The organism is Bacteroides sp. AF20-13LB (genome assembly GCF_003603065.1).
GTDB classification, from domain to species: Bacteria; Bacteroidota; Bacteroidia; order Bacteroidales; family Bacteroidaceae; genus Bacteroides; species Bacteroides uniformis.
Genome location: NZ_QTMH01000010.1, coordinates 94,789 through 107,065, shown reverse-complemented (window position 1 = coordinate 107,065; position 12,277 = coordinate 94,789). Strand labels below are relative to the sequence as shown.

Here is a 12,277-nt window from a genome sequence, read left to right as displayed (position 1 = left end):
CGATACAATATTGAATATTATGTCCGAAAGTATTCCACAGTTCTATAAAAGAATCCAGCGTTGTGACCCTCAACTGGGTACAACCTACTCTAAGGAGAACCCATATTTCAATGTTCTTTCCCGACAATGTAATTTTGGGACAGTACAATTCAGTTATAGAGATTTTTATAAAGTCACATTGATTATTGGTGTGGGAAAACTATATTATGCAGATAAATGGATTTTAGTAAATCGTCCTGCTATGTTATTTTCTAATCCTTTAGTCCCTTATGCTTGGGAATCAATTAGTGAAGAACAGAAAGGTATGTTCTGCATATTCAATGAGCAGTTTGTTCAGTCAGAAGAAAAGAATGGCTCTTTGGCTAATACACCATTATTCAAAGTTACTGGAGATAAGGTTTTCTTCTTGAATGACGCACAAGTTGCCAAAGTCATGGATATATACAAAAAAATGCAGGAAGAAAACCAGTCAGACTATGTAAACAAACATGATGTTTTACGTTGTTATCTTCATTTGTTGATACATACAGCTTTAAAAATGCAGGAGTCTAATAAATATGAATCACATACGAATGCTTCGCAACGTATTACCGAATTATTTATAGAATTATTGGATAGACAATTTCCTGTTGATTATCCACATTCAGTATTAAGTTTGCGCACTCCTGCCGATTATGCAAACCGTTTGTCTATACACGTTAATCATTTAAATAAAGTGGTAAAAGATACTACTGGAAAAACTACCTCTACAATGATTGCGGAAAGAATAATCAAAGAATGTACCCAGTATTTATTACATAGTAATTTTTCTATTTCAGAAATTGCTTATAGCTTGGGATTTGAAAATATAGCCTATTTCAGTAAATTCTATCGTAAGCACACAGGAAAATCGCCAAGCGAAATTAGAGAACAACAATTATTTGATTTGTGCAAATGATGCTTTGAATAGTGTTAACCAGCCATATTTCCATTACCTAATTTTGTACCGACTAAAAAATATAAATAATGAAGTACAGAAAATTAGGCAAAACAGAAGTAAACCTATCCGCTATCGGATTGGGTTGTATGGGAATGAGTGCTGCGTATGGAGTAGCCGACGAAAAAGAAAGCATTAAGACATTGCATCGTGCTTTAGAACTTGGCATTAATTTTTGGGATACTGCGGATGTGTATGGAAATGGTGCTAATGAAGAATTGCTATCCAAAGTATTAGCAGAAAAAAGAAATCAGATTTTCATTGCAACAAAATTTGGTTTTCGCTTACGCAATAGTCAAGGTAGCGTGTTCGTTGGTGGTGATAGTTATGTGGATGCTTCTCCAAGATATGTAAAACAAGCTGTAGAGAACAGCCTGAAAAGATTAAATATCGAAACTATAGACTTGTATTATGCGCATCGGATTGACCCCACAATACCAATCGAAGAAACAGTTGAAGCTATGGCAGAGTTAGTAAAAGAGGGTAAAGTACGCTATTTGGGACTAAGCGAATGTTCTTCCGAATCACTGAAAAGAGCTTGTAATGTTCATCCTATATCTGCGGTTGAAAGTGAATATTCTTTATTAACACATGATGTCGAAAAAGAGATTCTGCCATTAACAAAAGAATTAGGTGTAACTTTAGTTCCATTTTCACCGTTAGGCAGAGGTTTAGTAACAAATACTATTAACGTAAATGCATTGGAAGAACATGATTTCCGCAAGCATTTGCCACGTTATAACGGTAAATATTGGGAAAATAATCAAAAACTGGCTATTGAAATTGCAGAAATAGCAGAAAGCAAAAGAATAACCCCAGCCCAACTTGCCTTAGCTTGGATATTGGCACAAAGTGAAAATATAATTCCTATTCCGGGAACTAAACGGATTAAGTATTTAGAAGAAAATGCAAAAGCGGTAGATGTAAATCTATCAACGGAAGATGTTTCTAATATACAACTGCTTTTAAAAAAATATCCTAATATTGGTAACAGATATAATGAATATGATTTTCAGTTTGTAAATAAATAACTTATTAAAAAAGGAAGTTCTACCACGTTGGTAGGACTTCTTTCTATAATTCCCATAATGAATAATTTGTTGGAACAGAGATTCTTCCGATTATTATCGGAATACTCACAGCGTAAAGTTTCTGCATCCGAATTTACAGAAGCTATTGAAGAACTGGCTACCCATTTAGCCGATTTTAGTATCAACGAACAGGATTACAGCGTTTTATTACGTTATTTTTCTTTCGGCTTACATCGGCTTAAATCGTATCGTGTGCGGTTTGAGCAAGAAAAAAATACCCTATTTGCATTTGATTGATGAAGCAATAGAACTAATCAAAACAGAAGTACGCATAGTGAATTTGCATATCAAATACCCCGAACAATTCGAGCAACACGCAAATAAACTATCCCTTTCCCCTATCCATTTAGCAGACAAAACAAGCCTTATCAACATCATGGAAATAGTCAGCGGCTTATTCCTGTCAAAACGTATAATATATCAAAATGAAAAACCTGTTCACCTGACGGACTTAGGAAAAGCCTTTGAATGGCTCTTTAACATTAAATTAGGTGATTATCATCAAAAGTACATGGATGTCATCAAGCGAAAGCCAGCCAAACTAACAGAGTTCCTTAATGAACTGGCAAACCTTATCCGCAAAGAACACGAAAATAAAGGGTATAGATAATCAGGTGTTTAGCATCAATTTATACGGGGTAGCGTATGCTACCCTGTAATTTGTTTGCTTTCCTTTTCTGAACTTTGCTTCATCAATCGATTGGTAATCATTAGTGTATAATCAGAAAAATGAAGCAATATGTATGTAGATAATTACGAGTTTAAAGACTGGATGCAGAAACTTCTTGATAAATTGAAAGAAGTAGGCAAAGACGTAAAGAGTTTGCAAACCAATCCCGAAGTAATGCCGGGCGATAAACTTTTGGATAATCAGGACTTATGCCTGTTGTTCAAAGTAAGTACCCGAACGTTACAGAGATTGAGAAGCAAGAAACTGCTGCCCTTTATGATGATTAGCGGAAAAGCCTATTATCGGGCTTCCGATGTGCGTGAGTTCATAAAGAAAAGGTTTGATGTTGGTACGCTCCGAAAGTTTGAAAAAGAACACGGAACGGACAAATAAGAAAGAAACTATCCCGAAGTTGTACACGTGGTAACTTCGGGATTTTTCTTTTTTGGCAAGTTATTTCTATTCATCTGCCGATATTGTCCCCTCTCTTTGGTAGGACTGTTCAAACCGTCTGCTTAACATTACTATCATTTCATTGGTCTTTATCAGTTCCAAAGTGCATTGTTCCAGTTTGTAAAGCAAAGCAAGTGCTTTCTTTTCTGAAAAATTGGAATGAAGTTCTTTCACTACCTGATTGTAATTCTGTCCTATGCTCCTGAATTGTGAATAGAACTGTGTTAGCTGAATATAATAATCCACCTTACTTTTATCCCTTACTGCTACCTTAAACGACTTACCAAAAATACAGTTCTTAATAAAATGCGCTTTGATAGTATAACCTGACCTATCAAAAAATGACAGGAATTTGGCGTTCTCCACATCGTCCACCACTATAACTACAACATAGTGGAAGAAAAGGTAGAAGACCCGGAAACGGGCGAAAAGACCGTTTACAACTACGATACGGTACAGGTTTGGCAGAAGCCGGACTACGAAAACCTTACACGTGCGGTTATCCGTAGCGAAATAGACGAAACCGAAGAATTTTCTTTGATTAACGACTATTACGCCGCACAGTTGGGTATAGAAACGGACGAAGACCGCAAAGCGAAAGCAGTAGCGGACTATAAAGCACACCTTAGCAGGGTTATTGCTATCAAAACTATGGTAAAGAACGATTTATTAACGGAAGGTTACTAATATGTTGGAATTGATACAGCAAGAAGACTGGCACGGTTTGACGGTTTACGTGGCGGTACGTGTAGCCATTGTGCTGATTTGCTGGGTATTCTTGGCGATGGCTACTTTCATAGATATGTACTACGGGCGCAAGGCGGCGAAGGCGGCAGGGGAAGGACTGCGAAGCAGGAAATACCGCCGGACGTTCAACAAAATCGGGGACTACATACGGGTTATGGTATTCGCCCTCATGTTTGACTTTTTAGCCGGATTGTTCACGTGGTACGTCGCTCCATTTGCTACCGTTGTCTATACTATCAGCGCGGTATTGATAGAATTTATTTCCGTACGCGAGAAGCTGCAAAAAATCAAAGTAAACGCGGCGGAAGTACCGGACATAATACGGCAGATTGTGCAGGCGGCAAGCGCAAAGGACGCGGAAAAAATTGTAGAGTTGATAACGAATAAACATTCAGAAAATGGCACGGATTGAAATATTATCCCCCTTTATTTTAAGTTGGGAAGGTGGATTTACCAACCACCCGGCAGACAAAGGCGGAGCAACTAACAAAGGGGTAACTATCGCCACTTGGAAAGCCGTAGGGTACGACAAAGACGGTGACGGCGATATAGATGTGGAAGATTTGCGTTTGATAACCGAAGAAGACGCGGTTAGTCGCGTGATGAAGCCGCACTATTGGGACAGATGGAAGGCAGACCGGATAAAAAGCCAGTCCGTCGCCAACTTGGTAGTGGATTGGGTTTGGGCTTCGGGAAAGAACGGCATTACCGGGGTACAGCGAATTTTAGGGGTAAGCGTGGACGGCATAGTAGGCGAAAAGACCTTAGCCGCGATGAACGGAAGGAACGCCCGCGAACTGTTTGCAGACATAAAACGCGCCCGTATTTCCTTTATTGAAGGAATTATAAAGCGCGACCCTTCGCAGATGGTTTTCAAGAAAGGGTGGTTATCCCGGCTTAATTGTATAAACTACGGAAGCCTTACCCTTAACAAGAAGGGGAAGGACAAAGTTCTAAATTTCACAGACGTATGAGAAGATTTGTTTTAGCCATGCTTTCCCTATTCTTGCTTCTGTTGGTTTTCGGGTGCGCAAGTACCCGAAGTACCCGTAAGGGAAAGCTGGCGGCGGAAAGCCAGCTAACAGCAACTACGGAAGGAAGCCGGAGAACGGAAGACCGGACAACCACCAACACTACGGCTACTACCGGAAGCAACGAGAAGCAAAACATAGTTATAGAGTTTACAAAAGTTGAGTATTACCCGGAAGGACAAAAGCCGAACCGCTTTGCAGAACAGTTTCAAAAAGCCGACAGCGCGTTTAATGAAGACATGCGTAAGGCATTGGAAATGGCAAACGGAGAGCCAACCCGGAAAGCCAGCGAAACGGCAGAAGGGCAATCAGATACCCCCCTGCGGCATAATACGGATTTGTTCCCGGCTATTGAAGGATTGAAGAAACCGCCTAACGTAAAGTCGCTGACTACCGGACGCATCGTTATAAACGGCGATAAGCAAAAAAAGACAGAAACAAACGTTACTACCGCTACGGAAACGGAAGTTACCGAAACGCAGAAGACGACGGCGGAAGCGGAAACAAAGGAAACCGCGCAGACCGAAGAAGAAAAGTACCCGAAAACGAACCCGTTTCTTTGGGTACTTAGCGGGATAGGGTTAGCGGCGGTTCTTGCGGCGGGCTTTTACATTCGCTATAAAATTGTTAAAAATAGAAGGTAAGCCGAGAGTTCCGGCAGCAAAACAGACAAAAAACACCCGGAAAAGTGAATAACGGGTACTTTTCCGGGTGCTTTTTATAAAACTTCCTTATTATAAGTGTTATACGCGGTGCGTACGGGACTCGAACCCGTGACCCCATGCGTGACAGGCATGTATTCTAACCAACTGAACTAACGCACCATTATTTCATTCTTTCGTTGCTATCTCTCTTGATTGCGGTTGCAAAGGTAGGCATTTCTTTGATATCTGCAATAGCTATGGCGAACTTTTTTCCAAGCGTTTTGTGCTGTATTTGCTTTATATCCTCATATTGAGAAGATTGGAAAAATAAGAGAAAAGTAAATTTAACAACTGTTTAGAAATACGTTTATGCACTGTTTTATTCTTGATATGAAAACCTTTCCTGGAGAAAACGAAACATTTCGGAGCTTGTTTTAAACTTCTTGCTCGAAAAGTTCGTTGTTTTGCAATAAATCGTTATTTTTGCGGACTCAAAACGAGAATGTTGTAATTTGAAAAATGATAAAAAACATTTTAGGATGATGAAAACAGCCAAACTGTTGCTGCACTGCCCTGACAAACCAGGCATATTGGCAGAAGTAACAGACTTTATAACGGTGAATAAAGGTAATATTATCTATCTGGATCAGTATGTAGACCATGTAGAGAATATCTTTTTTATGCGTATTGAATGGGAATTGAAAGATTTTCTGGTGCCTCAGGAAAAGATTGAGGATTATTTTGCCACTTTGTATGCACAGAAATATGAGATGAATTTCCGTCTCTATTTCTCCGATACAAAACCGCGTATGGCTATCTTTGTTTCAAAGATGTCCCATTGCTTGTTCGACTTGTTGGCGCGTTACACCGCTGGTGAGTGGAATGTGGAGATACCTCTTATTATAAGCAATCATCCCGATTTGCAGCACGTGGCCGAGCGTTTCGGTATTCCTTTCCATCTTTTCCCCATTACCAAAGAGACAAAGGAGGAACAAGAGAAGAAGGAAATGGAGTTACTGGCAAAGCATAAGATAACTTTCATAGTGCTGGCGCGCTACATGCAGGTCATTTCCGAGCAAATGATAAACGCTTATCCCAATAGGATAATCAATATCCATCACTCTTTCCTTCCGGCATTTGTGGGAGCGAAGCCCTATCATGCTGCGTTTGAACGTGGAGTGAAGATTATTGGAGCTACCAGCCACTATGTTACCACAGAATTGGATGCCGGTCCCATCATAGAGCAGGATGTGGTGCGTATTACACACAAGGACACTGTGCAGGATTTGGTGAACAAGGGTAAGGACTTGGAAAAGATTGTGCTTTCTCGTGCTGTTCAGAAGCATATTGAACGCAAGGTGTTGGCATATAAGAACAAAACGGTAATATTTAATTAGTTGATAGTTGATAATTGATAGTTGATGGTGGGGAACTTGTCATTACCTTTCAATTATTACCTTTCAATGGTCAATTCTCAATTAAAAAAATGAAAGTTGCAGTTGTCAAATATAATGCAGGCAATATCCGTTCGGTGGATTATGCTTTGAAGCGTCTGGGAGTAGAGGCAGTGATTACGGCGGATGAGGCTGTGCTACGTGCTGCCGATAAGGTTATCTTTCCCGGTGTGGGAGAGGCGGAAACCACTATGGACTTTTTGCGTGCCGGTGGTATGGATAGGCTGATAAAGGAGTTACGCCAGCCGGTATTGGGCATTTGCCTGGGCATGCAGTTGATGTGCCGCCACTCTGAAGAGGGGGATGTGGATTGCCTGGGTATTTTTGATACTGATGTGAAACGTTTCATTTCGCAGAGGCACGAGGATAAAGTACCTCATATGGGATGGAATACCATTGCCCGGACGAATAGCGGACTTTTTAAAGGCTTTACTAAAGAAGAGTTTGTTTATTTCGTACATAGTTTCTATGTGCCAGTCAATGATTGTACGGCAGCCGTGACGGATTACATTCATCCGTTCAGTGCCGCTTTGCATAAAGGCAATTACTACGCCACACAGTTCCATCCGGAAAAGAGTGGAAGTGTGGGAGAGCGTATTTTGCGGAATTTCCTGGAACTGTAAATCGTCAAATCGTAAATAAAATGATAGAACTGATTCCCGCTATTGACATTATTGACGGAAAATGTGTACGCCTTTCCCAAGGCGATTATGACAGCAAGAAGGTGTACAACGAAAATCCCGTGGAAGTGGCCCTGGAGCTGGAGGCTCATGGTATCCGCAGACTTCATGTGGTCGATTTGGACGGTGCGGCTTCCCATCATGTGGTAAACTACCGTACGTTGGAACAGATAGCTGTGCGTACGTCTCTTATTATTGATTTTGGAGGTGGGGTGAAGAGTGATGAAGATTTGGTGATAGCTTTTGAGAACGGTGCGCAGATGGTGACCGGTGGCAGCATTGCTGTGAAGAATCCCGAATTGTTCTGCAAATGGCTTCAAATGTATGGTTCCGAGAAAATTATTCTTGGCGCTGATGTGAAAGAGCATAAAATAGCCGTCAATGGTTGGAAGGATGAGAGTGGCTGCGAACTGTTTCCGTTCTTGAAAGACTATGTAGAGAAGGGGGTCCGTAAGGTTATCTGTACTGATATCAGTTGTGACGGAATGCTGCAAGGACCATCGATAGCGTTGTATAAGGAGATACTGGAGCACCATCCTGAACTCTATCTGATAGCAAGTGGAGGCGTAAGCTGTGCCGATGATATACGCCATTTGGAAGTTGTCGGCATACCTGCCGTTATTTTCGGTAAGGCTCTGTACGAAGGCCGCATCACCTTCAAAGAACTGGAAAATTTTGTTAGTTGAAAGGTGAAAATTAATCACTTATAACTCATAACTTATAACTCAAACCGCCGTGTTAGCAAAAAGAATCATTTCTTGCCTCGACATTAAAGATGGGCAGACAGTGAAAGGTACCAATTTCGTGAACCTCCGCCAGGCCGGCGACCCGGTAGAACTGGCGCGTGCTTATAGTGAGCAGGGTGCCGACGAACTGGTTTTTCTCGACATCACAGCCAGTTTTGAAGGCCGTAAGACTTTCACTGAATTGGTGAAACGCATAGCTGCGAATATCAGCATTCCTTTTACTGTAGGTGGAGGCATTCATGAACTGGGTGACGTGGATAGGCTACTGAATGCAGGTGCCGATAAAATCTCCATCAATTCCTCAGCTATCCGCCGTCCCGGATTGATAGACGAGATTGCGAAGAACTTCGGTTCTCAGGTTTGTGTACTGGCAGTTGATGCCAAACAGACAGAGAAGGGATGGCGATGCTACTTGAACGGTGGTCGTGTGGAAACGGATAAGGAACTGTTTGCGTGGACAAAAGAAGCCCAGGAACGTGGTGCGGGCGAGATATTGTTCACCAGCATGAATCACGACGGTGTCAAGACCGGTTATGCCAATGAAGCGCTTTCCAGCCTTGCCGACGGATTGTCCATCCCCATCATTGCATCGGGAGGGGCAGGTGCCAAAGAACATTTTCGTGACGTCTTTTTGCAGGGAAAAGCAGATGCTGCCCTGGCAGCCAGTGTTTTTCATTTCGGAGAAATCAAAATTCCCGAATTAAAATCGTATCTTTGTGCCCAAGGAATTGCGATGAGAAGATGAAGGTGAGTTTACGATTGGACGATTTACGATTTACGATTGGGATTACTCAAGCAAATCATAAGTCTCCAGTCACTTAAAGTAATATCAATCGTAAATAGTAAATAGCTAAATCGTAAATAGAATGGATTTTGACAAGATGAACGGACTCGTTCCGGCGATTATACAAGATGCAGATACCGCTAAGGTGCTGATGCTTGGCTTCATGAACAAGGAGGCTTATGACAAGACGGTGGAAACTGGAAAGGTGACTTTCTTCAGCCGTACCAAGAACCGTCTTTGGACGAAAGGCGAGGAGAGTGGCAACTTCCTGAATGTGGTTTCCATAAAGGAAGACTGTGACCGGGATACGTTACTGGTGCAGGTACATCCCGTAGGCCCGGTTTGCCATACCGGTACAGATACTTGCTGGGGTGAGAAGAACGAACAGCCGGTTATGTTTCTAAAGCTTCTTCAGGATTTCATCTGTAAGCGTTATGATGAAATGCCCGAAGGTTCCTATACGACCAGTCTTTTCCAGTCCGGTATCAACAAAATGGCACAGAAGGTAGGCGAAGAGGCTGTGGAAACCGTCATTGAGGCTTGCAACGGTACGGACGAACGCCTGATTTATGAAGGAGCTGATTTGTTGTATCACCTCATCGTGCTGCTCACATCCAAAGGATACCGCATTGAAGACCTTGCGCGTGAATTGGAGGAACGTCACAGTGCGACGTGGAAGAAACATTAAGTAATTAAAAATTAATAATTAAAATGGGGGTGGGCGAGGCGCTGATAAGATATACGGACGTAGAGATACACCAGCAGGAGTTGTGCGTACTGAACGATGTGAATTTGGAACTTCACAAAGGGGAGTTCGTGTACCTGGTAGGTAAAGTGGGCTCCGGCAAGACGAGCCTGCTCAAGACTTTCTATGGCGAACTGGATATTGCATCGGGCGAGGCTGAAGTATTGGGGTATGACATGCTCCATATTAAGCGTAAGCACATCCCGCAGTTGCGCCGTAAGCTGGGAATCGTATTCCAGGACTTCCAGTTGCTGACAGACCGTACGGTGTACGATAACCTTGAATTTGTTCTCCGTGCTACCGGTTGGAAGAGCAAAGGGGAGATTAAGGACAAAATAGAAGAGGTGTTGAACCTGGTGGGGATGAGCAACAAAGGATATAAGCTGCCTAATGAACTGTCGGGTGGTGAGCAACAGCGCATTGTGATTGCGCGTGCAGTGCTCAACTCTCCGGAGATAATCCTTGCGGATGAGCCTACCGGAAACCTGGATTCGGAAACCGGACATGCCATTGCAGAACTTCTGCACGGCATCAGTGAAGCCGGCGCACTGGTGGTGATGACCACGCACAACCTGCAGCTGCTGCGAGAGTTTCCCGGCAAGGTGTACCGGTGCGCAGACCATCTGATGACTGATGTTACAGCAGAATACGCCCCTGCAATAACCAATGATTAGTAGTTAAGTAGTTATCTCTAACTACTGATTCTTATAAAGAACAGAAATTAACGATAAAGCTCCGCAGCTGCCTACTTGTAGCTCGTAGCTTGTAACTATAAACTAATTAATACAGGAACGAAAATGAAAGTTTTAAAGTTTGGAGGTACTTCAGTAGGTTCGGCTCAGCGAATGAAGGAAGTGGCCAAATTGATTACCGATGGTGAACGTAAGATTGTGGTTCTCTCTGCCATGTCGGGTACCACAAACACATTGGTTGAGATTTCGGACTATCTGTACAAGAAGAATCCGGAAGGTGCCAACGAGATTATCAACAAGCTGGAAAGTAAATATCGCCAGCACATTGATGAACTCTTTGCTACTCCGGAGTATAAACAGAAAGGCCTGGAACTCATCAAATCACATTTTGACTATATCCGTTCTTATACCAAAGACCTCTTCACTCTGTTTGAGGAGAAAGTGGTGTTGGCTCAGGGCGAGTTGATTTCCACCGCCATGATGAACTACTATCTGCAGGAATGCGGCGTGAAGTCTGTGTTGCTTCCGGCTTTAGAATACATGCGTACGGACAAGAATGCCGAGCCCGATCCGGTCTATATCAAGGACAAGCTCCAGGTTCAGCTGGAACTGCATCCGGATGCTGAGATTTATATCACTCAGGGGTACATCTGCCGCAACGCCTACGGCGAGATAGACAATCTGCAGCGTGGCGGAAGCGACTATACGGCTTCGCTGATTGGTGCTGCCATCAACGCTTCCGAAATCCAGATTTGGACGGATATCGACGGCATGCACAACAACGACCCCCGTATTGTGGACAAGACTGCGCCGGTGCGTCATCTGCATTTCGAAGAGGCCGCCGAGCTGGCATACTTCGGTGCCAAGATTCTGCACCCTACCTGCATCCAGCCTGCCAAGTATGCCAATATCCCCGTCCGTCTGCTCAATACGATGGACCCCACTGCTCCGGGTACGCTGATTTCCAATGATACGGAGAAGGGTAAGATTAAGGCGGTGGCTGCCAAGGACAACATTACGGCCATCAAGATAAAATCCAGCCGCATGTTGCTTGCTCACGGATTCTTGCGTAAGGTTTTCGAGATATTCGAGAGCTACCAGACTTCCATCGATATGATTTGTACTTCAGAAGTGGGTGTGTCCGTATCTATCGATAATGTGAAGCATCTCAATGAAATTCTGGATGACTTGAAGAAGTATGGCACAGTGACGGTGGACAAGGACATGTGCATCATCTGCGTGGTGGGCGACCTCGAATGGGAAAACGTCGGTTTCGAAGCCAAGGCATTGGATGCCATGCGCGACATACCGGTACGTATGATTTCTTTCGGTGGTAGCAACTATAATATTTCTTTCCTCATCCGCGAGTGCGACAAGAAGGCAGCGTTGCAGTCACTCAGTGATGCGCTGTTCAATGAGGAATAACTCTTGATATTTTTCAGACGCAGATTACACAGATGACGCAGATTCTTTTTGCTTCCTATTTGTGTAATCTGCGTCATCTGCGTCTGAAAAATTATTTGTAGACACCTCTTTCATCTTCCTTTTTTTAAACTAAACAAAG

17 protein-coding genes and 1 tRNA gene are annotated in these 12,277 nt (G+C 42.8%); 16 read left to right on the top strand and 2 right to left on the bottom strand.

The genetic code is table 11. The annotated features are described in order from the left end of the window. Positions 1-19: 19 nt before the first annotated feature. The 5 genes from DWX62_RS13500 (at position 20) to DWX62_RS13480 (ending at position 3,130) form a co-directional block, all read left to right on the top strand. Positions 20-937 (top strand): helix-turn-helix domain-containing protein, encoded by a 918-nt coding sequence (locus DWX62_RS13500; RefSeq protein ID WP_120172959.1) that lies wholly within the window; start codon positions 20-22, stop codon positions 935-937. Positions 938-1,005: 68 nt separating this feature from the next. Then, positions 1,006-2,007, top strand: a complete 1,002-nt coding sequence (locus DWX62_RS13495) for an aldo/keto reductase (RefSeq protein WP_120172946.1) — start codon at positions 1,006-1,008, stop codon at positions 2,005-2,007. A 57-nt stretch (positions 2,008-2,064) separates the two neighbouring features. After that, positions 2,065-2,304, top strand: a complete 240-nt coding sequence (locus DWX62_RS22300) for a hypothetical protein (protein ID WP_010992862.1) — start codon at positions 2,065-2,067, stop codon at positions 2,302-2,304. Continuing rightward, entirely contained in the window at positions 2,258-2,677 is a 420-nt protein-coding gene (locus DWX62_RS13485) for an RteC domain-containing protein (protein ID WP_165859024.1), read from the top strand. Before DWX62_RS22300 ends, DWX62_RS13485 begins: the two co-directional genes overlap by 47 nt. A gap of 129 nt (positions 2,678-2,806) precedes the next feature. Next, positions 2,807-3,130: a helix-turn-helix domain-containing protein gene (locus DWX62_RS13480; RefSeq protein ID WP_120172944.1), complete on the top strand. Its 324-nt coding sequence runs from the start codon at positions 2,807-2,809 to the stop codon at positions 3,128-3,130. Between the two features lie 66 nt (positions 3,131-3,196). On the opposite strand, the gene mobA is transcribed toward DWX62_RS13480, so the two are convergent. Then, positions 3,197-3,571, bottom strand: a complete 375-nt coding sequence (mobA, locus tag DWX62_RS22295) for a conjugal transfer protein MobA (protein WP_279387162.1) — start codon at positions 3,569-3,571, stop codon at positions 3,197-3,199. Between the two features lie 12 nt (positions 3,572-3,583). On the opposite strand from mobA, the gene DWX62_RS13470 reads away from it, so the two are divergent. From DWX62_RS13470 to DWX62_RS13455, 4 genes are read left to right on the top strand one after another with little or no spacing between them, the layout of a single operon-like run. Further along, the gene (locus tag DWX62_RS13470) at positions 3,584-3,877 is read left to right on the top strand and encodes a hypothetical protein (protein WP_120172943.1); all 294 of its coding nucleotides are present in this window, start codon (positions 3,584-3,586) and stop codon (positions 3,875-3,877) included. A gap of 1 nt (position 3,878) precedes the next feature. Then, positions 3,879-4,349: a phage holin family protein gene (locus tag DWX62_RS13465; protein WP_016274332.1), complete on the top strand. Its 471-nt coding sequence runs from the start codon at positions 3,879-3,881 to the stop codon at positions 4,347-4,349. Next, positions 4,336-4,911, top strand: coding sequence for a glycosyl hydrolase 108 family protein (locus DWX62_RS13460; RefSeq protein ID WP_038610245.1), 576 nt, complete (start codon positions 4,336-4,338; stop codon positions 4,909-4,911). Before DWX62_RS13465 ends, DWX62_RS13460 begins: the two co-directional genes overlap by 14 nt. Next, entirely contained in the window at positions 4,908-5,612 is a 705-nt protein-coding gene (locus DWX62_RS13455) for a hypothetical protein (protein ID WP_038610247.1), read from the top strand. The genes DWX62_RS13460 and DWX62_RS13455 overlap by 4 nt, the downstream gene beginning before the upstream one ends. Positions 5,613-5,718: 106 nt before the next feature. Here the strand turns inward: DWX62_RS13455 and DWX62_RS13450 are convergent. Next, positions 5,719-5,792, bottom strand: a tRNA-Asp gene (locus DWX62_RS13450). Positions 5,793-6,151: 359 nt separating this feature from the next. Here DWX62_RS13450 and purU point away from each other — a divergent pair. The 7 genes from purU to DWX62_RS13415 all read left to right on the top strand — a co-directional run bounded on the left by purU (position 6,152) and on the right by DWX62_RS13415 (position 12,138). Continuing rightward, entirely contained in the window at positions 6,152-7,009 is an 858-nt protein-coding gene (purU, locus tag DWX62_RS13445) for a formyltetrahydrofolate deformylase (RefSeq protein ID WP_005831431.1), read from the top strand. An 89-nt stretch (positions 7,010-7,098) separates the two neighbouring features. After that, positions 7,099-7,689 carry an imidazole glycerol phosphate synthase subunit HisH gene (gene hisH / locus DWX62_RS13440; RefSeq protein ID WP_008664882.1) on the top strand — a complete coding sequence of 197 codons (591 nt, stop codon included), beginning with the start codon at positions 7,099-7,101 and terminating at the stop codon, positions 7,687-7,689. Positions 7,690-7,709: 20 nt separating this feature from the next. Beyond that, complete coding sequence (gene hisA, locus DWX62_RS13435) at positions 7,710-8,432, top strand: 1-(5-phosphoribosyl)-5-[(5-phosphoribosylamino)methylideneamino]imidazole-4-carboxamide isomerase (protein WP_005831427.1); 723 nt, start codon at positions 7,710-7,712, stop codon at positions 8,430-8,432. 49 nt (positions 8,433-8,481) lie between these two features. Then, a complete protein-coding gene (hisF, locus tag DWX62_RS13430) occupies positions 8,482-9,237 on the top strand; it encodes an imidazole glycerol phosphate synthase subunit HisF (protein ID WP_005831425.1) in 756 nt (251 codons plus the stop codon). Between the two features lie 121 nt (positions 9,238-9,358). Continuing rightward, on the top strand, positions 9,359-9,964 hold the full coding sequence (gene hisIE, locus DWX62_RS13425; protein ID WP_005831422.1) for a bifunctional phosphoribosyl-AMP cyclohydrolase/phosphoribosyl-ATP diphosphatase HisIE: 606 nt from the start codon (positions 9,359-9,361) through the stop codon (positions 9,962-9,964). Positions 9,965-9,987: 23 nt separating this feature from the next. Continuing rightward, on the top strand, positions 9,988-10,695 hold the full coding sequence (locus DWX62_RS13420; protein ID WP_005831420.1) for an ATP-binding cassette domain-containing protein: 708 nt from the start codon (positions 9,988-9,990) through the stop codon (positions 10,693-10,695). Between the two features lie 123 nt (positions 10,696-10,818). After that, the gene (locus DWX62_RS13415) at positions 10,819-12,138 is read left to right on the top strand and encodes an aspartate kinase (RefSeq protein WP_005831418.1); all 1,320 of its coding nucleotides are present in this window, start codon (positions 10,819-10,821) and stop codon (positions 12,136-12,138) included. Positions 12,139-12,277 lie beyond the last annotated feature (139 nt).